The sequence below is a fragment of the Paracoccus sp. (in: a-proteobacteria) genome, assembly GCF_030538655.1.
GTDB lineage: Bacteria > Pseudomonadota > Alphaproteobacteria > Rhodobacterales > Rhodobacteraceae > Paracoccus.
Genome location: NZ_JAUNTO010000024.1, coordinates 14849 through 38716 on the forward strand (window position 1 = coordinate 14849; position 23868 = coordinate 38716).

The following is a 23868-nucleotide window of genomic DNA, read 5'->3' on the forward strand; positions in this document are numbered from 1 at the left end:
GCCGAATCGGTTCAGAAAGATAATGAGCATTTGAGCGAATGCGGGACGATTGTGCTGACCCTGCCGCTGTTGGATGCACCGGCCAAACGCTCGGTCACGATTGGCGGGCATCGAACCTCGGTTTCGCTTGAGGATGCCTTCTGGAAGGTTCTGGGCCAAAAAGCGCGGGAATTGGGCCGCCCCCGCGCCGCACTGATCGCCGAAATCGACCGCAAACGCCCGCCCGAGGTCGGCCTGGCGACCGCGCTGCGCTTGTTCGTGCTGGATTCAGTCCAAAATCGCGATACCGCATAATCTTGTGTCGCCCCACGGCATAGGGTGCGGGCCGGATCAACTGCAACCGTGCCCCCGTCAGCAAGCTGTATTCGGTTACTGGTATCCTTGGTTTTGCGGCGATAGGATGGCACCGCCCAACAAATGGGAACAGGTTTTGCACCCTGCGGTCAGGCGGCGGTGCATGGAATGGCGGGGACGAAACTGGCAGTGACGGCGGACAATGACTTTGGCTCGATAGGTGCTTCCGGCGCGCGTCAACCGACGCCGGGCCTGCTGCCGATGGTGCCGTTTGGCCCGCCCCAGCTGCGGACCACCGCATGAGCCGTCCGCCCCCGCAAATCATCGCGGTGGTCGGGCTGTCCGGCTCGGGCGTTTCGACACTGATGAAGGCCGCTGCCGACCGCATGGCCGGGCGCGTGTCGATTGTGCGTCGCGTCATCACCCGCCCCGCTGAACCCGGCGGCGAGGAGATCATCAGCACCGAGGAACGCGCCTTTACCGCTCTGCAAAAGGCCGGGCTTCTGGCCGTGTCATGGTATGCCTATGGCATGTCCTACGGCATCCCGAAAAAGCTGCCTGACGCGCCGGTGATTTTGGCCAATATGTCGCGCCTGGCCTTGGCCGAGGCAGCGGCGGCCTTTCCCGGCCTTGCCGTGATCCATGTCACCGCCCCCGAGCCACTGCGCATCGCGCGGCTGACGGCGCATGGCCGTGACAACCCGCGCGAACTGGCCGCACGGATCGGTCGCGGACCGGATTTTGACCGACTGAACCTGCCGGTTCATGACATCGACAATTCCACTGATCTGGAAACCGCGCTGGACGATTTCTGCAACGCCATCGAAAGGATTTGCGGCGCATGATACTGGCCAATGCCGAACTGATCCTGCCCGATTCCGTCACACGTGGCGCCCTGCATGTGCAGGACGGGGTGATCGCAGACATCATCCCCGGCACCGCCGTGCCTGCCGGTGCCACCGATTGCAACGGCGACTATCTGGCGCCCGGCCTGATCGAACTGCATACTGACAATCTGGAACGCCACATCCAGCCCCGCCCCGGCGTTGACTGGCCCCATGCGGCGGCGATCATCGCGCATGACGCGGAACTGGCCAGCGTGGGGATCACCACTGTGTTCGATGCCATGCGCGTCGGTTCAATCCCCGGCGAAGGGGGCGATGACAGCAGCTATGATCCCTACGCCCGCCCCTTGGCCAGCGAGCTGATGGCCGTTCGCGCACGCGGGGCGCTGAAGATCAGCCATTTCCTGCACCTGCGGGCCGAGGTCTGTTCCGAAACGCTGATCGCGGAACTGGACGAATTCTCGCCCGATGATCGCGTCGGCATCGTCAGTCTGATGGATCACACCCCCGGCCAGCGGCAATTCCGCGACGTGGCCAAGCTGGCGCAATATGTGCAAGGCCGCCATCGGTTAAGCGATCAGGAATTCGCCAACCACGTGCAGCGCCTGCAAGATCTGCGCGCCCGTTTTGGCGACCAGCACGAGGCCGCCGCCGTCGCGGTCGCCCACCGCCTTGGTGCTGCTTTGGCCAGTCATGACGACACAACGCCGCAACACGTCGCCATATCGGCCGGATACGGCATTCGGCTGGCCGAATTTCCCACCACGCCCGAGGCCGCAGCCGCCTGCCACGATCATGGCATCATGGTGATGATGGGCGCACCGAACCTGATCCGGGGCGGATCGCATTCCGGCAATGTCGCCGCCGCTGATCTGGCGCGGGCGGGGCTGCTGGACATTCTGTCATCGGATTACGTGCCCGCCGCGCTGCTGTCAGGCGCGCTGCGGCTGGCGACGATCTGGGGCGGCGACATGGCCCGTGCCATCGCCTGCGTCACGCAAAACCCGGCGCGCGCCGCCGGCCTGCCTGATCGCGGAGCGCTGATGGTGGGCCAGCGCGCCGACCTGATCCGCTTTGGCGTGATGGACACCGATACGCCGGTGCTGCGCGGGGTCTGGGCACGCGGCCAACGGATCTAGCGAACCCCGGACACCACGCCCCGCCTACTGTTTGCCCAAAGACGCAGCCTTGGGCAGAACCTTAGCAGGTCGGCAACTACCCGTCAGACGTCCGGCATCAGCCGCCGATACATGTGCCAGCTTGCATGCCCCAACACCGGCAGCGCGACGAACAGCCCCAGAAAGAACGGGATGAACCCCGCGAATAAAATCGTCGCGATGGTCATGGCCCAGGCCAGCATCGGCCCCGGATTCATCAGCACCGCCCGCACCGAGGTGATGATCGCGGTGATGAAATCCACCTCACGTTCCAGCAACAGCGGCAGGCCAACCACGGTAAAGCTGAACAATACCGCCGCAAAACCCGCGCCGATGATCGTGCCAACCAGCAGCATCATCAGCCCGCGCCCCTGAAACAGCACCTCGGGCGAACTGGTGATATTGGTCAGCGCCGACACGCCCATGAACAGGGCAAAGATCGTATGCGCGACAAAGACCCAGAACATGAACAGCAACAGAATCACCATCGCCATCGAGGGTATCTGCCGGTCTTTCTGGGCAAAGATGACGCCCGCGACCGAGGGCCAGCTCAGTGTCTCGCCCGCCTCGATCCGGCGGCTGACTTCATACAGACCAACGGCGGCAAAGGGTGCGATCAGGGGAAAACCCGCGATGAACGGGATCAGCCACCATTCCTGCCCGGCCGCAAAGGCCACCGCCATCAGCACCAGCCCCCCCGCGACATAGAAGGCCGAAAACAGCAGGCCAAAAGCAGGCGCGCGGCGAAAATCGCGGATACCGTCCAGCAGCGATTCCGAAACGGCGTTAATGCTGATCTGCACCGGCTCGGGGATGGTGTCGGGGCCGCGCGGCTGGCCCGGCCCGCCTTGGGCGCGCGGCACGTTCTGCGACAACATGTCATCGTTGGTGTCTGTCATGACGGTTCCTCCCTTGACCAAAAGGCTAGGGGCAACGCGTGCGCCGATCAACGGATTTGTCAGCCGAATTTTTCGGCCAGTGCCTGCTTCACCGGCGGGGTGACGAATTTCGACACATCCCCCCCCAGCCGGGCGATTTCCTTGACCAGTTTCGAGGCAATCGCCTGTCGCCGCGCATCGGCCATCAGGAACACGGTCTCGACCGTCGAATCAAGCGCGCGGTTCATGCCAACCATCTGGAATTCATATTCGAAATCCGCCACCGCCCGCAGACCGCGCACGATGACCGAGGCCCCTACATCGCGCGCGCAGTCGATCAGCAGGTTTTCGAACGGATGAACGATGATCTCGCCCCCGGTGTGCCGCACGATGGCATCGCATTCCGCGCGCACCATGGCGACGCGCTGTTCCAGATTGAACAGCGGCCCCTTGTCACGGTTGATCGCCACGCCGATCACCAGCCGGTCCACCAAGGCCATGGCACGCTGGATAATGTCGATATGGCCAAGCGTGACCGGATCAAAAGTGCCGGGGTAAAAGCCGATGCGCATGGGTCCGTCCTGTCAGTGCCTTTCCCAAGGGAAAGCGGATATTGGCCGCGATGACAAGGGGCAGCATCCCCTGCCCCACGCCATCATCGTCAACATGTGCTGCCCCGGACACCTTGGGCCGCGCCGTGGCACCTGCGGATCGGGGCCGGATCAGTTGCCCATAATCATGCCGGTCAGCGCCTCACGCTCGGCCGCCAGTTCCTGCAAGCGCCCCGACACCGCATCGCCGATAGAGACGACGCCCAGCATATGCCCGTTGTCGTCCACCACCGGCAGGTGACGGAATCGCCCCTGAGTCATACGTTGCAGCACGGTCAGTGCGTTTTCGGCCACGGTGCAGGTTTGCACCGATGTGGTCATGATGCTGCTGACGGGCTGATCCAGAATACCCGGCCCATTCTTGCCGATCTGGCGCACGATGTCGCGTTCCGACAGGATGCCTGCCGGCGTCTGACCATCGGTGGACACCACCACCGCCCCAATCCGATATTCGGCCAGCAGCCGGGCAGCATCAGCCACCGTCGCGTCGGGCTGAATGGTCATGATCGCCGTTGCGTTAACGCCCGGCTTATCGGAACCGTTCTTGAGCGCGAGTATCTGATTGACCAGCATGACCTTCCTCCGGTGTCGCGTATGGGTTGAATGCATCATGTTCGGCTGCCGGGGCAGCCGTCAAGTGGAACCATCGACCTGCCGCGCAGCAAGGCTTTCCAGCCGGGCCACCTCGCGCCGGATACCGCTGGCCAGAGCCTCGGCCAGCCGCGCCAGACGGGCCGAAGCGCGGTCATCAGCGTGGCGCAACAACCAAAAGCTGCGGGTCAGTGAAATCTGGTCCGTCAGCACCCGCCGCACCTTAGGGGCAAAGGGGATGGCGAAATCATGCACGATCCCCAGCCCCGCCCCGGCCCGGATCGCCTGCATCTGCACCGACACCGAATTTGACGCAATGGCTGCCGTATCCGCCCCGGTTTCGGCCAGATAATCCAGTTCGCGGTCAAAGATCATGTCGGGGATATAGCCGACAAAGCGATGCCCGCGCAGATCGGCACGGCTGCGAATTGGTGGATGGGCGCGCAGATAATCGGCGTGCCCGGCCAGATGCAGGCGGTAATCGGTCAGCCGCTGCACCACCAGCCGCCCGGTTTCCGGCGGGCTGACGGTAATGGCCATATCCGCCTCGCGCCGCGACAGACTGATAACGCGGGGCAGCGCAACGATCTGGATTTCAAGGCCGGGATGGGCAGCGCACAGGCTTTGACAGATTTGCGGCAGCAGATAGTTGGCACAACCGTCAGGCGCACCGATGCGCAATTGCCCGGTCAGCCCGGCGGTCGGGGTGCCGACCTCGGCAGCGGCGGCGGCAGCCTGTTCGGCGGCCTCGGCCGGAGCGATCAACCGCTGACCGCGTTCGGTCAGCGCATAGCCCTGTGGCGTTTTAACGAACAGCGCCGCGCCAAGACTGACTTCCAGCCGCGCCACCCGCCGCCCGACGGTCGAGGCATCCATCCCCAGCCGACGCCCCGCCGTCGACAGGCTTTCGCCACGCGCCACCGCCAGAAAGATACGCAGATCGTCCCAGTCCACCCCACACCCTTTGCAAAAACGCAAAATGCTTTTGCCAGCATTCCCCTTTGCGCAGCATTTCCGCAAGGCTATTGTGCCGCCAACACGCAAAGGAGGATGCGATGAAAGAGATTGGTCACTGGATCGACGGCAAGGAAGTTGCAGGGAAATCCGGCCGCTTTGCCGATGTGTTCAACCCCGCAACCGGCGAAGTGCAAGCCCGCCTGGCCCTGGCCAGCGACGAGGAAATGGCCCATGCCGTCGCCCGCGCTGCCGAGGCGCAAAAGGCATGGGGCGCGACCAACCCGCAGAAACGCGCCCGCGTGATGATGAAGATGGTCGATTTGATTAACCGTGACATGGACAAGATGGCCGAGGTGCTGTCGTCCGAACACGGCAAGACCTTTCCCGACGCCAAGGGCGACATCCAGCGCGGGCTGGAGGTGATCGAATTTTGCATCGGCGCGCCGCATCTGCTGAAAGGCGAATTTACCGATGGTGCCGGCCCCGGCATCGACATGTATTCGATGCGTCAGCCGCTTGGCGTGGTGGCCGGGATCACGCCTTTCAACTTCCCCGCCATGATCCCGCTGTGGAAGATGGGTCCGGCCTTAGCTGCCGGGAACGCGATGATCCTGAAACCGTCCGAGCGTGACCCCTCGGTGCCGTTGATGCTGGCCAAACTGTGGCAAGAGGCGGGGCTGCCCGATGGTGTCTTGCAGGTCGTCAATGGCGACAAAGGCGCGGTGGATGCGATCCTGAACAGCGATGTGATTCAGGCGGTCGGCTTTGTCGGCTCGACCCCGATTGCGCAGTATATCTATGAGAGCTGCGCCCGCACGGGCAAACGCAGCCAGTGTTTCGGCGGCGCGAAAAACCACATGATCATCATGCCTGACGCCGATCTGGATCAGGCCGCCGACGCGCTGGTGGGCGCCGGTTTCGGCGCGGCGGGCGAACGCTGCATGGCGATTTCGGTCGCCGTGCCGGTGGGCGAGGAAACCGCTAACGCGCTGATCGAAAAGCTGGTGCCGAAAATCGAAAAGCTGAAAGTCGGCCCCTATACCGCAGGCGATGACGTGGATTATGGCCCCGTTGTCACCAAGGCAGCCAAGGAAAACATCCTGCGGCTGGTGCAAAGCGGCGTCGATCAGGGCGCGAAACTGGTTGTCGATGGCCGCGACTTCAGCCTGCAAGGCTATGAGGACGGGTTCTTCGTCGGCCCGCACCTGTTCGACAACGTGACCCCCGACATGGACATCTACAAGACCGAGATCTTTGGCCCGGTCCTGTCCACCGTCCGCGCCAAATCCTATGACGAGGCGCTGGATCTGGTGATGAGCCACGAATACGGCAACGGCACCGCGATCTTTACCCGCGACGGCGACACCGCGCGCGATTTCGCCAGCCGCTGCAATATCGGCATGGTGGGCATCAACGTGCCGATCCCGGTGCCGCTGGCCTATCATACCTTTGGCGGCTGGAAAAAGTCGGGCTTTGGCGACCTGAACCAGCACGGGCCGGACGCCTTCCGGTTCTACACGCGGACGAAAACCGTCACCTCGCGCTGGCCCTCGGGCATCAAGGAAGGCGCGGCGTTTAACTTCAAGGCGATGGATTGATGCAGATGGCCCCGGTTCGCCGGGGCCTTTCGTTCGCAGCGACGGAAGGCAGAGCGGCAGCGGTCGTGTGCAGCACGGTCGCCCTGTTATCTGCACGCACCATGGCCAAAGGGCATGATCGCCACCATTCACGCCGCTGGCCTGCGTCACTGCGCCGGTGATGCGGAAGCCGCCAGCATGACAGCCGTCCGCACGCCTTGCACCAATACGTGATACGCATCATGAATTGTGACAGCCTCATCACCCTTTGATTTCCCGAAAACGGGGGAGCATCATGCCCCAATCGCCGAATTTCACTCTGGGCATCGAAGAAGAATATCTGCTGGTCGATCAGCAGACCGGCGACCTGTCAGCGATGCCCGAAAGCCTGCTGGGCGAATGCCGCGCCGATCTGGGGGATCGGGTCAGCCCCGAATATCTGCGCTGTCAGATCGAAGTCGGCACCGGCGTCTGTCACGATATCGCACAGGCGCGGGCCGAACTGCGTGAATTGCGTGAAACCGTGGCCTATCATGCGGGGCGGCATGGCCTGGCGCCCATATCGGCATCCTGTCATCCATTCGCGGACTGGCGCGATCAGCATCATACCGACAAGGATCGCTATAACACGCTGCGGCAGGATCTGGCGGGTGTGGCGCGGCGGATGCTGATTAGCGGGATGCATGTCCATATCGGCCTGCCTGACCGCGACCGGCGCATCGACCTGATGAACCAGTTCGTCTATTTTCTGCCGCATCTGCTGGCGCTGTCGGCCTCCAGCCCGTTCTGGCAGGGCGAGGATACCGGGCTGGCCAGCTATCGCCTGACGGTTTTCGGCAATCTGCCGCGCACCGGCCTGCCGCCCCGGCTGGACAGTTGGGGCGATTATGAACGCTCGGTTCAGGCGCTGACCGACATCGGCGTGATCGAGGATGGCAGCAAGCTGTGGTGGGATCTGCGCCCGTCGGCCCGGTTCCCGACGCTGGAAACCCGCATCTGCGACGCCTGCCCCCGGCTGGAAGATACGCTGACACTGGCCGCGCTGATCCAGTCCACCACGCGAATGCTGTGGCGGCTGTCGCAACGCAATCAACGCTGGCGCATCTATGACAATTTTCTGCTGAACGAAAACCGCTGGCGCGCGCTGCGCTATGGCGGGACCGAGGGGCTGATCGACTTTGGCCGCCGCTGCCTTGTGCCCTTTGCCGATCTGGTGGCGGAATGGATTGACCTGATCGCCCCCGACGCCGAGGCACTGAATTGCGCGTCCGAGGTCGCACGCGCCCGCGATATGGTGGAACGCGGCACCAGCGCGGCACGTCAGCGGGCGGTTCTGGCCAGCGCAATGGCCGCAGGCGCACCGCGCGATCAGGCCCTGCGCAGCGTGGTCATGGACCTGATCGGCGAATACCGCGCCGATCTGTCCACCACCGCCCGCGCCGGGTGATACGGCATAAACACCCCGGTTTTGCGGCCCCTGCGCTTGCATCGCGCCGCCTGACCAGTTTGAAACAGTTTCGCAAGATTTGCGCCCTATAGCGGTGCGACCCGAGGAGGAAGAGGGGACAGCATGGATTTCGCACTGACCGAAGAGCAGCAGGCAATCTTTGAGTTGGCCTATGATTTTGGGCAGACCCGCATCGCGCCCAACGCAAAAGAGTGGGAAGCCGCAGGCACCATCCCCAAAGAGCTGTGGCCGGAAATCGCCCAGCTTGGCCTTGGCGGGCTGTATGTGTCCGAAGAATACGGCGGATCGGGCCTGTCGCGCAGTGATGCCGTGCTGGTGTTCGAGGCACTGGCGATGGCCTGCCCTTCGGTCGGGTCGTTCCTGTCGATCCATAACATGTGCGGCGGCATGATCGACAAGTTTGGCAGCCCCGAAGACAAGGCCCGCTGGTTGCCCTCTTTGTGCAGCATGGAAAAAATCTTTTCCTATTGCCTGACCGAGCCGGGATCGGGGTCCGACGCCGCCGCCCTGCGCACCCGCGCCGAACGCACGAATGACGGATGGAAGCTGAACGGCACCAAGGCATTCATTTCCGGCGGCGGCTATTCTGATGTCTATGTCACCATGGTCCGCACCGGCGAGGATGGGCCAAAGGGTATCAGCACCGTCATCGTCGAGGATGGCACGCCCGGTTTGTCCTTTGGCGCGCTGGAACACAAGATGGGCTGGAAATCACAGCCAACCGCGCAGGTCCAGTTCGATGACTGCGCGATCCCGGCGGAAAACCTGCTGGGCGAGGAAGGGCGCGGCTTCACCTATGCCATGGCCGGGCTTGACGGCGGGCGGCTGAACATTTCCGCAGGGGCGCTTGGCGGCGCGCAGGCGGCGCTGAACGCCACGCTGCAATATATGGGCGAGCGTAAGGCATTCGGCAAAACCATCGACCAGTTCCAGGCCCTGCAATTCCGTCTGGCCGAGATGGAGATGAAGCTGCAATCCGCCCGCACTTTTCTGCGGCAGGCCGCGTGGAAGCTGGACAACGCGGCCCCCGACGCCACCAAATTCTGCGCCATGGCGAAATTTCTGGTGACGGAAAACGCCTCTCAGGTCGCGGATCAATGCCTGCAACTGCATGGCGGCTATGGCTATCTGGCGGATTACGGCATCGAAAAGATCGTGCGCGATCTGCGCGTTCACCAGATCCTTGAGGGCACGAACGAAATCATGCGCATGATAACCGCCCGCGCCCTCTTGGCGGAGCGTGGCTGATGGACAATCTGCATATCCGCAAGGCGGGCCGGGCCGGGCGCATCACCTTTACCCGCCCCAAGGCGCTGAACGCACTGTCACATGACATGGCTTTGGCGATCCACGCCGCGCTGGATGATTGGCGCGACGACCCGGATGTGGCGTTGATCGTGATCGACGCGCAGGGCGAGCGGGCCTTTTGCGCCGGAGGCGACATCGCGGCGGTCTATCACGGCGGGCTGACAGGCGATCACCAGATCGGCCGCGACTTTTTCCGCGACGAATACCACATGAACGCGGCGATCGCCGATTACCCGAAACCCATCGCGGCCTTTATGCAGGGTTTTGTCATGGGCGGCGGCGTGGGCGTGGGCGGTCATGCCAGCCACCGCATCGTCGGTGACAGCACCCGTGTCGCCATGCCGGAATCGGGCATCGGGCTGATCCCGGATGTGGGCGGCACGTGGATCTTATCGCGCGCGCCGGGCCGCACGGGCGAATATCTGACACTGACCGGCGCGCAGATCGGGCCGGGTGACGCGATACTCACCGGCTTTGCCGATACTTACCTGCCCGAAGCCGAATGGCCCGCGCTGATCGCCACGCTGGAGAAGACGGGCGACATCGGCCTGATCCGCGGTCAGACCCCGCCCCCCGCCGAACTGGACGGGCGCGATTTGTCTGCCTTTGGTGGCAAGACCGTGGCCGACATCACTGCGACATTGGAAGCCATGGGCGATGAACAGTCGCTGAAACCGATCCGGCGCAATTCGCCCCTGTCGATGGCGGCGGGGCTGGCGCTGGTGCGGGCAGCGCGGGGCGACCGGCGCATTCAGGAATCGCTGTCGCGTGAATATCGCTATACCTTCCGCGCGACCGAACAGACTGATTTCATCGAGGGCGTTCGCGCCCAGATCATCGACAAGGACCGCAATCCACAGTGGACCGCCGACGCTTCGGCGGCCAATGTGGCCGCAGTGCTGGCCCCCTTGGGCGGTGACGAACTGACATGGGAGGATAAAGCATGAAGATCGGGTTTATCGGATTGGGCAATATGGGCGGCCCGATGGCCGCCAATCTGGCGCGGGCGGGCAATGACGTGTCGGGCTTTGATCTGACCGCCCCCATGCCCGAGGGTGTGATCCGCGCTACCACCGCCGCCGATGCCGCACGCGGGGCGGATGTGGTCATCACCATGCTGCCCAACGGCGCCATCCTGAAATCAGTCGCCGCCGAAGTGATCCCGGCCATGCGCGCAGGCGCGGTGCTGTGCGACTGTTCCACCGTCGATGTGGCCAGCGCCCGCGCGGTGGCCTCTGACGCGGCAACGGCAGGCATGGGCGCATTGGATGCACCAGTGTCGGGCGGCATCGGCGGGGCACAGGCCGGCACACTGACCTTTATGGTCGGCGGTCCCGATGACGCCTTTGCCACGGTCAAGCCGCTGTTCGACATCATGGGGCAAAAGGCCGTGCATTGCGGCGATGCCGGGGCCGGTCAGGCCGCCAAGATCTGCAACAACATGATCCTTGGCGTAACGATGATCGCCACTTGCGAGGCTTTCGCGCTGGCCGACAAGCTGGGGCTGGACCGGCAAAAGATGTTCGACGTGGTGTCCACCTCGTCCGGTTACAGCTGGACGATGAACGCCTATTGCCCCGCGCCGGGCGTCGGGCCGAAATCCCCGGCCGACAACGGTTATAAACCTGGCTTTGCCTCAGAACTGATGCTGAAAGATCTGATGCTTGCGCAGGATGCCGCAGAATCCGTTGCCGCCGATACCCCGATGGGCCGAACCGCCCGCGATCAGTATCGCACCTTCGTCGAGGACGAGGACGGGCGTGGCAAGGATTTTTCGGCGATGCTGCCGCGATTTTCAGCACGGAATGGCTAAAGCGAGGGAGCTGACGTAAATCGGGCACATTCACTGCGCCGTGAAACATAACGGTGCAACCAAAAGCCGGACAGGCCGTTATCCGACTGGATAGCGAAAGGACGTAATGATGATGACGCTGCATCGGGGTGTAGCGGCTGCTTTTTTGCTGTTGATGGCAGCCACACTGGCACAGCCACTGACCGCGCAGGGTCAGGGCAACGGCCATGGACGGGAAAACGCCCAAAGCTGCCCGCCCGGTCTGGCCAAGCGCGACCCTGCCTGCGCTCCATCAGGGCAAGCGCAGCCAAACGGGATACAGGTCGGTGATGTGCTGAACCTCGGCTCGATCCATATCGTGGCTCACCCCGGTCGTTATGGCCTGGGGCTGCCTCCTTCGGGTGATGACTATGCCATCGTCAACGGGCGCCTGATCCGCATTGACAGCGAAAGCGGCAAGGTCTTGTCGATCCTGCGCATGGTTGACGCCATTCTGGACTGACTGCCACAACCCAAGACACGGGCGCATCAACTGCGCATGGGGCATCATCAGGTCAGGAACTAATACACGGTTTTGTCTACACCGGGGTCAGTCTACGTTGGCTGCGTCTGATCGGTGCCATACCGTTGCCGACCACACCGCCGGGTTCCGGCCCAGTTTTTCGACCTTTGGGATCAAGACACAGCATCCGCCGCTGATCGCATCAGCCATCCAGCAAGGCGCGGGCGGCATCCAATGCGGCAGGGGTGATCGTATCCCCTGCCAGCATCCGGGCGATTTCGCGCTGACGTTCGCCCTGATCCAGCGCGATGACGCGACTGGTCGTCATGCCGTCTGACACCGATTTTGCCACCTGAAAATGGTGGCTGGCCAGTGCGGCCACCTGCGGGCTGTGGGTCACGACCAGCACCTGCGCATCCTCGGCCAAACGCCGCAACCGCCGTCCGACGGCATCTGCGGTAGCCCCACCAACACCCCGGTCGATTTCGTCAAAGATCATCACCAACGCATCGGCCCCGCGCGCCAGACAGACCTTGAGCGCCAGCAGAAACCGCGACAATTCCCCACCCGAGGCGATCTTGTCCAGCGGCCCGGCAGGCGCGCCGGGGTTGGTGGCGACGGTAAAGGCCACCGCATCCCGCCCGTCCGGTCCCGCAGGGGCATCGGTCAGCCGGGTTTCGAACACCGCCCGTTCCATTTTCAGCGGCGCGAGTTCCGCCGCCACCGCCCCATCCAGCCGCAGGGCCGCCTCGCGTCGCGCGTTGGTCAACGCCTGCGCGGCGCTGTCATAATTTTGCTCCGCCACCTGCGCCGCCGCCGTCAGGGCCGCCAGCGATTCGGCCCCGGAATCAATCGCATCTAACCGCCCACGCAAATCATCCGCCAACCCGGCCAGATCATCAGCCAGAACGCCATGCTTACGGGCCAGTGCGCGCAGGGCGAACAGCCGTTCTTCGGCAGCCTCCAGCGCGCGGGGATCAAAATCCAGCGCCTCCAGAGCCGCCTCGACACCGGAAAACGCCTCGCCCAGTTCAATACTGGCACGCGACAGCGCCGACAGCGGCGCGTCCAGCCGGCCGTCGGCCCGGTCCGCCGCGCCTTCCAGCCAGCGGGCGGCATCCATCATCGCCCCCTCCGCGCCCTGCGGGCCAAGGGCGGTCAAGGCGCGTGCGACATCTTCACGAATACGGGCCGCACCCTGCATCGCACGGCGGCGGGCATCAAGATCGGCCTCTTCGCCGGGTTGAGGGGCCAGATCGTCCAGTTCCTTGACGGCATGGCGCAGGAAATCTTCTTCGGCGCGCGCGGCCTCTAACGCGGCCTGCGCTTTGCTCAGCGCCTGCTCAGCCTGCCGCCGCGCTGCCCAGGCTGCCCGTGCCGGGGCCGTGTCGATGCCCCCAAACGCATCCAGCAACTGCCGGTGCCCGCGCGGATTCAGCAGGCCACGGTCATCATGCTGGCCATGCAGTTCCACCAGCGTATCCGACAGCGCCCGCAGCACCTCGCCCGAGACGCGGCGATCATTGACATAGCCCGTCTTGCGCCCGTCCACTGCATTCACCCGGCGCAGGATCAGTTCATCATCTGCCTCGATCCCGGCATCCGCCAGCACCTGACGCGCGGGATGGCTGGGCGGCAGATCGAACACCGCCGTGACCTCGCCTTGCGCGGCACCGGCGCGAACCAGTTCGGCCCGCCCGCGCCAGCCCAGCACAAAACCCAGACAATCCAGCAGAATCGATTTGCCCGCGCCAGTTTCCCCCGTCAACGCGTTCAACCCCGGACCGAACGACAAGTCCAGCCGGTCGATCAGCAGCATATCGCGGATGTCGAGATGGCGGAGCATCCCCGCCCCCCTTTACAGCCAGCGGCCCTGAATGACCTGACGATAGACGTTGGTCAGCCAGCTGTCGCCCTTGGGTGTCGCGGTCAGGCCACGGCCACGCAACTGCGCATAGGCATCTTCGTAGAAGGGCGACGACTGGAAGTTATGCCCCAGAATCGCCCCCGCCGTCTGCGCCTCATCCGTCAGGCCAAGCGCCAGATACGCCTCGACCAGACGCATCAGCGCCTCGGGCGTGTGGGTGGTGGTCTGGAATTCCTCGACCACGACGCGAAAACGGTTGATCGCCGCCGTGTAATGACCACGCTTGAGGTAATAACGGCCGATTTCCATTTCCTTGGCGGCCAGATGGTCAAAGGCCAGATCGAATTTGAGAATCGCCGAACGCGCATATTCGCTGTCGGGATATTGCTCGATCACCTCGCGCATGGATTGCAGCGCCTGAAAGGTCAGACCCTGATCCCGGCCCACATCGTCGATCTGGTCGTAATAGGACAGGGCCAGCAGGTATTTGGCATAGGCCGCATCCTCGTCGCCCGGATAGGTATCCAGAAAACGCTGCGCCGCCGCCCGCGCTTCTTCATAGTTCTTGGCCTTGTGATAGCCATAGGCTTCCATAATCAGCGCGCGTTTCGCCCATTCGGAATAGGGGTAAAGCCGCTCGATCTCGGCGAAATAGCGGACGGCATCTTCGGGCCGGCGGCTGTTTTCCAGCTCGTATTCGCCGCGCTTGTAGATTTCCTCGGCGGTGAACTGTTCCATGTTTTGCGGCATGGCAGTGGTGCCGCCACGGTTACAGCCGGCAAGCATCAGGGCAGAAAGCATCGCCGCAGTCAGAAAAGCAGCACTTTTGGAACGCGGCATAGGGTCCGTCCATCGATTCTGTCGGTCGTGCCGGTGCAGAGACGGCACGGCCCGGCTGTCCTAGCATAGTTTTTTAGGGGGCGCAAAATGGCAATCCATGATTTGGATCAGCTTTGTGACACCGGGAAAAATCAACCACAGCGCAGGGTTGTGCGCGCCAAGGGTCAGCGCACACAATTGTGACATGCGTTTCAGGCGTGCAGGGCCAGCCGCGCGGCATCGGCGGAATAGGCCGCCACGCCCGCGCCGGGCAAGCGCCCCTCAAGATCCGGGGAACAGGTCGTCCATTCCCACGCATCCGGCTGCGCAAACAGCGCGCGCAGCAGACAGTTGGTCATCGCGTGACCAGCCCGGTTGCCGGTATAGCGCGCCAGCAGCGGCGCACCGGCCAGCGCCAGATCCCCCATGGCATCCAGCATCTTGTGGCGCACCGCCTCGTCCGAGTGGCGCAGCCCGCCCGGCGACAGCACGCGCGGACCATCGACGACCACGGCGTTCAGATAGCTGCCGCCCAGTGCCAGCCCATGTTGCCGCATCGCATCGACATCGGCCTGACGGCAAAAGGTGCGGCTGTCGGCCAGTTCGCGCACAAAGGCCCCGTTCGCCATATCCAGCTGCTTGTCCTGCTGGCCGATGGCGGTATCGGCAAAGTCGATGTGAAAGTCGATTTCCAGATGATCGGCGGGGTCCAGACGTGCCCATGCCTCGCCCTCACGCACTTCGACCCGGCGCAGGACGCGGATAGCGCGCAGCGGACTGCCGAACTGAATTTCGATCCCGGCACGCAGGATACCGCGCACGAACTGGGCCGACGATCCGTCAAGAATCGGCACTTCGGGGCCGTCCACTTCGATCAGGGCGTTGTGAATGCCGGTGCCCGACAGCGCGGCCATGATGTGTTCCACGGTGGACAGCGTGGCACCCTGCCCGTTGTCCAGCAGTGTGCACAGTTTCGATGGCGTCACCTGATCCCACAGCGCCTTGATTTTGGCGTCCGGGCCATCGCCCAGATCGGTGCGGTGGAACACGATGCCATGATCGGGCCCGGCGGGCCGGATGACCAGCCGTGCGGGAACGCCGGAGTGGAGGCCCACATCCGTAAATTCAACCGGAGTCTTGATCGTCGCCTGCATCGTCTTGCCTGCCCGTTTCTTCGCTTACTGCCGATTCCAGGAATCGGTCCGGGCACCTCTTGCACCCGGCTACAGACAGCTAGGCGTGGGCAGACAGTCGTTCAATTAACGAATTGTAACGGCGTGAAACATTCACTGGCAGCCCCTTGCCACGTTAACCTGAACAGCATGAATGCCACTGGAATCACATTGAAAAAGGGCCGCCATGGGCGGCCCTTTAACCATTGTCCGGCACGAAATTCGTGAAGGCTCAATTCGCCTGACGGCGCAGGAAAGCCGGGATTTCGATGTTATCACCCTGCGAATCCGGGCTGGCCAGATCGTCGAAATTCGCCTCTTGCTCGCGCGCACGGGTGGCCACACGCTCGCTCACCCGTTCGGCGATGGTGCCTGCGGTGGGCTTGGGCGCAGCAGCACCGCCCTGCCCGGCGTTATGCCCGGCCATGCGTTCCAGCATCCGGCCCAGACCGGCCATGCGACCGGCACCTGCGCGCGGCTCGTCGGCGACAGGCTGCGCCTGCGGCTGACGCGCCGCCTGCTGGCGCGGCTCACCCGGATGAGCCACGGCTTTCTGAAGCCGTTCCAGCACCTCGGGGCGCGGAGTCACACCGGCAGCGCGGGGTTTGGGCGCAACATAAGCGGCCGAATCTTCGTGAATCATCGGCGAAGCCGGACGCGCGGCGGCAACGGCAGGGCCGGATTTCGGCTGCCAACCCGGCGCGGGCATGTCATCGTCGGCCAGATGCTGATCGCGGGCGCTGGCAACCGGCGCGGCCTCGGGCGCGGGGCTGCGGCGCGGCGGAACCGGCATGTCATCTTCGACGCTTTCGGCACGCGACAGGTTGGGCATCTGGGTCAGCGGCGCGGCCATGCTGCGGCGCGGGGCCGAAGGTTCGGCGGCACTGGCCACGGCAGCATCAATGCCCGTCGCGACAACCGAGACGCGCAGCGTCCCATCCATCTCCGGGTCCAGGGTCGAACCGACGATGATATTCGCGTCGGCATCCACCTTGTCGCGGATGATGTTCGCGGCCTCGTCCAGTTCGAACAGGGTCATATCATAACCGCCGGTGATGTTAATCAGCACGCCCTTGGCACCGTTCAGGCTGATTTCATCCAAGAGCGGGTTGGCAATGGCGCGTTCCGCCGCCTCGACCGCGCGGTTTTCGCCCGCTGCCTCGCCCGTGCCCATCATCGCCTTGCCCATCTCGTCCATCACGGCGCGAACATCGGCGAAGTCGAGGTTAATCAGGCCCGGACGGACCATCAGATCGGTCACGCCCTTGACGCCCTGATACAGCACGTCATCGGCCATGGCGAAGGCTTCGGTGAAGGTGGTCTTTTCATTCGCCAGCCGGAACAGGTTCTGGTTCGGAATGATGATCAGCGTATCGACGACCTTTTGCAGCGCCTCGACCCCTTCTTCGGCCTGACGCATCCGCTTGGTGCCCTCAAAGCTGAAGGGCTTGGTCACGACACCCACGGTCAGGATACCCATTTCGCGGGCGGCCTGCGCAATGATCGGGGCCGCGCCAGTGCCGGTGCCGCCGCCCATCCCGGCGGTGATAAAGCACATATGCGCGCCCATCAGGTGATCGACGATATCTTCGATGGTTTCTTCGGCGGCCTTGGCACCGATGGTCGGCTTGGCGCCAGCGCCCAGACCTTCGGTCACTTTCGGCCCCATCTGCACCCGGCTGCTGGCCTTGGACTGCGCCAGAGCCTGCGCATCAGTGTTGGCGACGACGAATTCCACGCCATCCAGCTTTTTCTCGATCATATTGTTGACAGCGTTGCCACCGGCGCCACCAACGCCAAAGACCGTGATGCGCGGCTTCAGCTCGTCATCGTCGTTCATCATCAGATTGAGGTTCATGGTTTCCGCCTGTCGTTCGCTGATCTGCCGGGCTTTCTGGGCGCGCCGGTCGAATCCCCCGTGTATCCGGCCCACATTACCCGCACACGCCCCGCACGTCATCCGAAAAACGCCCGTTAACCCCAAAATATAGGGCTGTGGATAAGTTTGATAGGCGGTATATTGCCCACACGTCATCATCTGGTGGGGCGTATCACGCCCCTGCCCAGCGATAGCTGGCCCGCGTTTACCAGTTGTTGCGGAACCAGCGATAGGCGCGGCGCAGGCTGCGTGCCGGATAGGCTTCGGCGGGCATTTCGAAATCCCACCATTCATCCTGCGGATGCGCCGCGAACAGGGCCAGTCCGACGGCACTGGCAAAGCCGGGGTCGGTGAACTGATGCGCCAGTCCGTCGATGCGCAGCGGACGGCCACAGCGGACCTGAGGCCCCAAAATCCGCGTCGCCAGCAGATCCAGCCCCGGAATCTGACTGCCGCCGCCAGTCAACACGATCTGCTGGCTGGGCATGTGGTCGAACCCGGCGGCGTCCAGCACCTCGCGCACGCCTTCCAGAATTTCCTCGACCCGAGGGCGCATAACGCCAATCACGTCGGCGCGACTGACGGTGCGGCGGTCGGCCTCCCAGTCGCCGGTATTGGTGCCGACCTCGATCATGTCACGGTCATCGCGGCCCGTCGCCTCGATCCCGCCATTCACGGTTTTCAGCCGTTCCGCGATCTGAGGCGACACACGCAGCCCGTGGGCAATATCCTGCGTGATGTGCTGGCCACCAACCCGCACCCGGTCGGCAAAGATCATGTGTTTTTTGATAAAGATCGACACGCTGGTGCCGCCCGCGCCCATGTCGATGCAGGCCGCGCCCAGTTCCTGTTCATCCTCGATCAGCGCCGCGCGGCCCGCCGTATAGGCGGCCGAGGCGATCCCCGCCAACGCGATGTCACAGCGCGCCACGCAATTCGCCACATTGCTGATAACGTCAGCATCCACCGTCAACACATGCATATCGCAGGCCAGCCGGTTGCCGTGGTGATCGCGCGGGTCGGCCAGACCGCTACGGTGATCGACGGCAAAATTCACCGGCTGCGCGTGCAGAACCTCGCGCCCGCGCCCGAAATCCGGCACATCGCAAGACGCCAGAACCGAGGCGATGTCATGTTCCCCGACCTTGCCCGAGGCCAGCGCAATGTCACCCGCCAGCCCATAGGACGAGGGCCGCCCACCCGACAGGCAGGCAATAATATGGTCGATCCGCACGCCCGCATGTTTCTGCGCCTGCGTGATAACGGTGCGCACGGCGCGTTCGGTTTCGGCCATCGTCTCGATCTCGCCGCCGCGCATCCCGCGCGCGCGGGTGTGGGCGGAACCGATAACCCGGAAATTCGCCTGCCCGGCCAGCGGGCCAACACCGTCTTCTTCGCGCGTCGTGCCCGAGCCGTCGAATTGCAGCACAAGGCAGGCGATCTTTGAGGTGCCGATGTCCAGCACCCCGATCACCCCGCGTTGCAGGGCGGCGCGGCGCAAATTCCGCATGGCCCGCTGCGTTTGATAAAGCTCGCCCATCGCTCAGCCCCCCCGACGAGATGATCCGGCGACGCGCGCAGCGTCCTCGGGCAGCGGCAGCCCGTCCGGTCCCAGTTGCACCTGCCCGCGCGCGGCGCGGATCGTGTTGCGCGCATCCAGCCCCATCCGCACCACCAGATGCGACGGATCGCGCAGATCAAACACAGCAATATCGCGGGACAGAATGTCCTGCGCACGGTCCAGCGCGATCACCTGCTCTAACGCCTTGACGGCACCGGCCTGGGGCAACTGGATGCGCTGCCCGCGATCCAGCACCACGTCCCAGCGGCGTTCGCCCTGCCGCACCAGCCCGCGCACCCGCGGCAAGATCGGCCCCGCGGCGTCGATCAGGGCCAGCGCCTCGGGCGCCTTTTCGTCCGCCCCCTCGCCCGCGATCAGCGGCAGATCGGCCCGCACCTCGCGCGAGGTGACGCTGGCAACCCGATGGCCGCCCGCATCCAGAATGTCGATGCCGCGCGCATTGCGCCACAATAACGCCGGCTCACGCTCGGTCACGATGGCCGACAGGACACCGCCTGGGCGGATGCGCAGATCAACCGTTTCCACCGCGTCCAGCGCCATGACCTGCAACCGCAGCGCCGTCAGGTTGATGTCAAAGCTTGAGGCCGGCAGATCGACCGGCAGCATGGCGCGCATCGCCTTGTCCACCGGGGCCGAGGCCCCCTCGATCGTCATCATACGGACCATGAATTCATCACGGCTTTGCACCGACTGGATCACGCCGTTGACCCCATCGGTCAACACCGCGCGGCGATGATCGTCAGACAGCCAGACCCCGGCCACCATCGCCACGGCAAAGGCAGGAACCCCCAACCGGATCACCCGCCGCCAGACAGGCTTGAGCCACATCCGTTCCAGCCGGTAGGCCAGCCGCGACGGAGCCGGGTCGCGCCGGCCACGGCGAAAGATGCGATGATCGGTCAATGCCATAGCGCGTCCTCCACCATCCAGCGCATCAGCGCCGGAAAGTCGATCCCCGCATGGGCCGCCTGTTCGGGTGCCAGCGATGTCGGCGTCATGCCGGGCTGATTGTTCAGTTCCAGCAGATACAGCCCTGCCAGCCCGCGCGTATCATCCCAGCGAAAATCGGTGCGCGACAGCCCGCGACAGCCCAAGGCGTCATGCGCGCGCACAGCATAATCCAGACAGGCGGCGGTGATTTCATCCGGGATGTCCGCCGGGATCACATGCCGCGACCCGCCCGCCCTGTATTTGGCATCATAGTCATACCAGCCCTCGGTGATAATCTCGGTCACGCCAAGCGCGCGGCCACCCATCACAGCGGTCGTCAACTCGCGCCCCGGCGCATAGGTTTCCACCATGACACGCGCGGGCATCGTGTCGGCCAGCGCGGGCGGGCCGTTCGCCCCCTCGGCCACGATATAGATGCCGACGCTCGACCCCTCATCATTCGGCTTGACCACATAGGGCGGCGGCAGAACATGACGGCGGCGCACTTCATCGGCATCGGCGATCACGCTGTCCAGCACCGGCAGACCGGCGGCGCGGAAAGCGTCTTTGCTGCGCGTCTTGTCCATCGCCAAAGCCGACGCCAGCACGCCGGAGTGGGTATAAGGCAGGCCCAACCATTCCAGCAGGCCCTGCACGCAGCCATCCTCGCCCCAGCGGCCATGCAGTGCATTGAACACCACGTCGGGGACGGCATCACGCAGGCGCGCAACGATCTCGGGGCCGCGTTCGCGTCCCAGTTCGATTTCGATCACCTCATAGCCCGCCACCCGCAGCGCATTCGCGCACTCACGCCCCGATGACAAGGACACCTCGCGCTCAGCCGAGGGCCCGCCCATCAGAACGGCTACGGTGTGGGCTGTCCTGCTCGACCTGCCCTTCACGTTTTCGCCTTTTCTGCCCGGTTGATCCGGGCCGCCTTGTCATTGCGCCGCCGGTTTTCCCGCGTGCGCTGTTTTCGCATAACATGACAATAGCGGCATCATCCGCCCCGCAAAAGCTTTTTTTCATATGGTTGATGAATGGGCTGGGGATAACCGCCTATTGCCGCGGAACACCTTGCGACGCGCGTATCCCCGCGGGGCGCGGGCGGGCGATACCCCCCAGAACCTCAAGCGGGCTGGGGACATGCACCCGCACCCCCGGCCCGGCAGAGGCATGGACCTGTTTCGACACCTCGGCCATCAGCACACCCGCGATCAGCAGCCGCCCGATCCGGCGGCCCGTGCGCTCCCACACTCCGGCGCTGCGCAGCCAAAACCGCCGATCCGAGGGTGGAATATACAGCGCCACCCCCTGCCGATCCGTCATCAGCCCGGCGGCGCGCATCTGCGCCTCAAGCTGGCCAGCGGTATAGCTGCGGCCAAGGCCAAAGGGCGTCGCATCAGATGCCGCCCACAGCCCGGCACGGTTGGGCACCATGACCAGCATCCGCCCGCCGGGGCCAAGCACGCGCGCCGCCTCGGCCAGCACGGCGGCGGGGTGATCGCTGGTTTCCAGCCCGTGCAGCATCACCAGCCGGTCCACGCTGCCGGTATCCAGCGGCCAGGCGGTTTCCTCGCACAGGACCGAGTGGTTCGGCATCCCGGCCGGCCAGGCCATCACCCCCTGCGGCCCCGGCATCAAGGCCGTCACCCGTCGCGCGTCGTTCAGAAAAGGACGCAGCATCGGCGCGGCGAACCCATAGCCAGCCACCGTCATTCCCGAACATTGCCCAGGCGGCCAGATTTCGGTCAAGCGGTCACGCAGAATTTTCTGCACCACACGGCCCAAAGCGCGCTGGTAATAGAACCGCCGCAGATCGCTGACATCATGATGCATTGCGCCCCGGCCCCTTGTTTGCGAGGCTAAGACACCACACCAAGGGGGATTTGCCAATGCCGCCGGAACTGGTCACGGTCCGATGCCTGCGCGACAACTATGCCTATCTGCTGCACGGGAATGGCGAAACCGCCCTGATTGACGCCCCCGAAGCGGGGCCGATCCGCGCCGCGCTAGAGGAACGGGGCTGGCAGCTGGATCATATTCTGCTGACTCACCACCACGACGATCACATTCAGGACGTGCCCGAATTGCGCCGCGCCTTTCCGGGCGTGCGTGTGACCGGCCATGCCGCCGACGCGGCCCGCCTGCCGCCGCTGGATCAGCCGGTTTCGCCGGGCGACAGCATCACCATCTGCGGCGAAACCGCGACGGTGATCGACGTGCCGGGCCACACCATCGGCCATATCGCCTTTCATTTCCCCGACGCACGGCTGGCCTTTACCGGCGACAGCCTGATGGCCATCGGCTGCGGTCGCCTGTTCGAAGGCGGCGCGGCGATGATGTGGGACAGCCTGTCCCGCCTGAATGCCCTGCCCGGCGATACCTTGATCTGTTCCGGCCATGATTACTGCGCAGGCAACGGTGCCTTTGCCCTGTCCGTCGATCCCCAGAACGCCGCGCTGCGCGACCGTCTGGCCGGGGTCGAGGACGGCGCCCCCTGCGCCCCCGCAACACTGGATGTGGAACGCGCGACCAACCCGTTCCTGCGCATCGCCGAGTTGCGTAACCGCCTGAATATGCAGGACGCCCCCGATGCCGAGGTATTCGCGCGGCTGCGGCGCATGAAGGACGATTTCTGATCCTTGAAAACGGCAGCAGGCATTATCACATCTGCATCAACCATCGGATTTTCACGGCCTTGCGCTGAAAAAGTTCTTGAAGCCGCAGCAAATCCATCAATTCTTAACTGTATCGTGACAGTCTGGGCAGGTGGGTCGCCAATCCGACCCATACCGCCAGCCGACTGACAGGAGACGATCGTGCCTAGTTTTTCTACCTCTCTTGAACAGGCCATTCATGCCGCCCTCGCACTTGCGAATGAACACCGGCACGAACTGGCAACGCTGGAACATTTGCTGCTGGCGCTGACCGATGAACCGGATGCGGTGCGCGTCATGCGCGCCTGCAACGTCGATCTTGAGGAATTGCGCCGCCTGCTGGTCGAATTCATCGAAGACGACCTGTCCACATTGATTACCGATGTCGAAGGGTCCGAGGCCGTGCCGACCGCCGCCTTTCAGCGAGTGATCCAGCGCGCGGCGATCCATGTGCAATCCTCGGGCCGGTCCGAAGTGACGGGTGCCAACGTGCTGGTCGCCATCTTTGCCGAACGCGAATCGAACGCGGCGTTTTTCCTGCAAGAACTGGATATGACGCGCTATGACGCGGTGAACTTCATCGCCCATGGCGTCGCCAAGAACCCACAATTTTCTGAAAACCGCAAGGTGATCGGCGCGGATGATCCTGCCGAAACCCAGCACAGCGAAGCCGCGCCCGACACCAAGGACGAAACCGCACTGGCGAAATATTGCGTCGATCTGAACGCCAAATCGCGCATGGGCGACATCGACCCGCTGATCGGCCGCGAGCCTGAGGTTGAACGCTGCATTCAGGTTCTGTGCCGCCGCCGCAAGAACAACCCGCTGCTGGTCGGCGATCCGGGTGTAGGGAAAACCGCCATTGCCGAAGGTCTGGCGAAAAAGATCGTCGAAGGGCAGACCCCCGACGTGCTGTCCGGTGCCACGATCTTTTCGCTGGATATGGGCGCGCTGCTGGCCGGAACCCGCTATCGCGGCG

24 protein-coding genes are annotated in these 23868 nt (G+C 64.0%); 12 read left to right on the top strand and 12 right to left on the bottom strand.

Going from position 1 to position 23868, the window contains the following annotated elements; genetic code table 11:
• Positions 1 to 66 precede the first annotated feature (66 nt).
• The 4 genes from Q4G22_RS13485 to Q4G22_RS13500 all read left to right on the top strand — a co-directional run bounded on the left by Q4G22_RS13485 (position 67) and on the right by Q4G22_RS13500 (position 2278).
• Entirely contained in the window at positions 67 to 294 is a 228-nt protein-coding gene (locus Q4G22_RS13485) for a ribbon-helix-helix domain-containing protein (RefSeq protein WP_303386437.1), read from the top strand.
• Between the two features lie 168 nt (positions 295 to 462).
• Positions 463 to 597 (top strand): hypothetical protein, encoded by a 135-nt coding sequence (locus Q4G22_RS13490; RefSeq protein ID WP_303386414.1) that lies wholly within the window; start codon positions 463 to 465, stop codon positions 595 to 597.
• Positions 594 to 1139, top strand: a complete 546-nt coding sequence (locus Q4G22_RS13495) for a phosphonate metabolism protein/1,5-bisphosphokinase (PRPP-forming) PhnN (protein ID WP_303386415.1) — start codon at positions 594 to 596, stop codon at positions 1137 to 1139. The genes Q4G22_RS13490 and Q4G22_RS13495 overlap by 4 nt, the downstream gene beginning before the upstream one ends.
• Positions 1136 to 2278, top strand: a complete 1143-nt coding sequence (locus tag Q4G22_RS13500; protein WP_303386416.1) for an alpha-D-ribose 1-methylphosphonate 5-triphosphate diphosphatase — start codon at positions 1136 to 1138, stop codon at positions 2276 to 2278. The genes Q4G22_RS13495 and Q4G22_RS13500 overlap by 4 nt, the downstream gene beginning before the upstream one ends.
• An 83-nt stretch (positions 2279 to 2361) precedes the next feature.
• Here the strand turns inward: Q4G22_RS13500 and Q4G22_RS13505 are convergent, their stop codons facing one another.
• The 4 genes from Q4G22_RS13505 to Q4G22_RS13520 all read right to left on the bottom strand — a co-directional run bounded on the left by Q4G22_RS13505 (position 2362) and on the right by Q4G22_RS13520 (position 5330).
• Positions 2362 to 3195 carry a DUF2189 domain-containing protein gene (locus tag Q4G22_RS13505; protein ID WP_303386417.1) on the bottom strand — a complete coding sequence of 278 codons (834 nt, stop codon included), beginning with the start codon at positions 3193 to 3195 and terminating at the stop codon, positions 2362 to 2364.
• Positions 3196 to 3254: 59 nt separating this feature from the next.
• On the bottom strand, positions 3255 to 3746 hold the full coding sequence (coaD, locus tag Q4G22_RS13510) for a pantetheine-phosphate adenylyltransferase (protein ID WP_303386418.1): 492 nt from the start codon (positions 3744 to 3746) through the stop codon (positions 3255 to 3257).
• 150 nt (positions 3747 to 3896) lie between these two features.
• Positions 3897 to 4358 carry a CBS domain-containing protein gene (locus Q4G22_RS13515; protein ID WP_303386419.1) on the bottom strand — a complete coding sequence of 154 codons (462 nt, stop codon included), beginning with the start codon at positions 4356 to 4358 and terminating at the stop codon, positions 3897 to 3899.
• Positions 4359 to 4418: 60 nt separating this feature from the next.
• On the bottom strand, positions 4419 to 5330 hold the full coding sequence (locus Q4G22_RS13520) for a LysR family transcriptional regulator (RefSeq protein ID WP_303386420.1): 912 nt from the start codon (positions 5328 to 5330) through the stop codon (positions 4419 to 4421).
• A gap of 101 nt (positions 5331 to 5431) precedes the next feature.
• Here Q4G22_RS13520 and Q4G22_RS13525 point away from each other — a divergent pair, with 101 nt between their 5' ends.
• The 6 genes from Q4G22_RS13525 (at position 5432) to Q4G22_RS13550 (ending at position 11980) form a co-directional block, all read left to right on the top strand.
• Positions 5432 to 6931, top strand: a complete 1500-nt coding sequence (locus Q4G22_RS13525; RefSeq protein WP_303386421.1) for a CoA-acylating methylmalonate-semialdehyde dehydrogenase — start codon at positions 5432 to 5434, stop codon at positions 6929 to 6931.
• A gap of 274 nt (positions 6932 to 7205) precedes the next feature.
• Entirely contained in the window at positions 7206 to 8357 is a 1152-nt protein-coding gene (locus tag Q4G22_RS13530) for a carboxylate-amine ligase (RefSeq protein WP_303386422.1), read from the top strand.
• 123 nt (positions 8358 to 8480) lie between these two features.
• A complete protein-coding gene (locus Q4G22_RS13535) occupies positions 8481 to 9626 on the top strand; it encodes an acyl-CoA dehydrogenase family protein (RefSeq protein ID WP_303386423.1) in 1146 nt (381 codons plus the stop codon).
• Positions 9626 to 10633: an enoyl-CoA hydratase/isomerase family protein gene (locus Q4G22_RS13540; RefSeq protein WP_303386424.1), complete on the top strand. Its 1008-nt coding sequence runs from the start codon at positions 9626 to 9628 to the stop codon at positions 10631 to 10633. The genes Q4G22_RS13535 and Q4G22_RS13540 overlap by 1 nt, the downstream gene beginning before the upstream one ends.
• A complete protein-coding gene (gene mmsB, locus Q4G22_RS13545; RefSeq protein ID WP_303386425.1) occupies positions 10630 to 11499 on the top strand; it encodes a 3-hydroxyisobutyrate dehydrogenase in 870 nt (289 codons plus the stop codon). The genes Q4G22_RS13540 and mmsB overlap by 4 nt, the downstream gene beginning before the upstream one ends.
• Before the next feature lie 109 nt (positions 11500 to 11608).
• Positions 11609 to 11980, top strand: coding sequence for a hypothetical protein (locus Q4G22_RS13550; protein WP_303386426.1), 372 nt, complete (start codon positions 11609 to 11611; stop codon positions 11978 to 11980).
• 202 nt (positions 11981 to 12182) lie between these two features.
• Here the strand turns inward: Q4G22_RS13550 and recN are convergent, their stop codons facing one another.
• From recN to Q4G22_RS13590, 8 genes are all read right to left on the bottom strand, one after another.
• Positions 12183 to 13826: a DNA repair protein RecN gene (gene recN, locus Q4G22_RS13555; protein WP_303386427.1), complete on the bottom strand. Its 1644-nt coding sequence runs from the start codon at positions 13824 to 13826 to the stop codon at positions 12183 to 12185.
• 12 nt (positions 13827 to 13838) lie between these two features.
• Entirely contained in the window at positions 13839 to 14687 is an 849-nt protein-coding gene (locus Q4G22_RS13560) for an outer membrane protein assembly factor BamD (RefSeq protein ID WP_303386428.1), read from the bottom strand.
• Positions 14688 to 14878: 191 nt separating this feature from the next.
• The gene (gene lpxC / locus Q4G22_RS13565) at positions 14879 to 15820 is read right to left on the bottom strand and encodes a UDP-3-O-acyl-N-acetylglucosamine deacetylase (protein WP_303386429.1); all 942 of its coding nucleotides are present in this window, start codon (positions 15818 to 15820) and stop codon (positions 14879 to 14881) included.
• A gap of 250 nt (positions 15821 to 16070) precedes the next feature.
• Positions 16071 to 17696 (bottom strand): cell division protein FtsZ, encoded by a 1626-nt coding sequence (gene ftsZ / locus Q4G22_RS13570; RefSeq protein WP_303386430.1) that lies wholly within the window; start codon positions 17694 to 17696, stop codon positions 16071 to 16073.
• A 226-nt stretch (positions 17697 to 17922) separates the two neighbouring features.
• A complete protein-coding gene (gene ftsA, locus Q4G22_RS13575; protein WP_303386431.1) occupies positions 17923 to 19257 on the bottom strand; it encodes a cell division protein FtsA in 1335 nt (444 codons plus the stop codon).
• A 3-nt stretch (positions 19258 to 19260) separates the two neighbouring features.
• On the bottom strand, positions 19261 to 20208 hold the full coding sequence (locus tag Q4G22_RS13580; protein ID WP_303386432.1) for a cell division protein FtsQ/DivIB: 948 nt from the start codon (positions 20206 to 20208) through the stop codon (positions 19261 to 19263).
• A complete protein-coding gene (locus Q4G22_RS13585) occupies positions 20199 to 21086 on the bottom strand; it encodes a D-alanine--D-alanine ligase (protein WP_303386433.1) in 888 nt (295 codons plus the stop codon). Before Q4G22_RS13585 ends, Q4G22_RS13580 begins: the two co-directional genes overlap by 10 nt.
• A 202-nt stretch (positions 21087 to 21288) precedes the next feature.
• Positions 21289 to 22068: a class I SAM-dependent methyltransferase gene (locus Q4G22_RS13590; protein ID WP_303386434.1), complete on the bottom strand. Its 780-nt coding sequence runs from the start codon at positions 22066 to 22068 to the stop codon at positions 21289 to 21291.
• Positions 22069 to 22124: 56 nt separating this feature from the next.
• On the opposite strand from Q4G22_RS13590, the gene gloB reads away from it, so the two are divergent.
• Both gloB and Q4G22_RS13600 read left to right on the top strand, forming a co-directional pair.
• A complete protein-coding gene (gloB, locus tag Q4G22_RS13595; protein ID WP_303386435.1) occupies positions 22125 to 22871 on the top strand; it encodes a hydroxyacylglutathione hydrolase in 747 nt (248 codons plus the stop codon).
• Positions 22872 to 23051: 180 nt separating this feature from the next.
• The coding region (locus Q4G22_RS13600) for a Clp protease N-terminal domain-containing protein (protein ID WP_303386436.1) at positions 23052 to 23868 on the top strand (817 nt) is incomplete at its 3' end.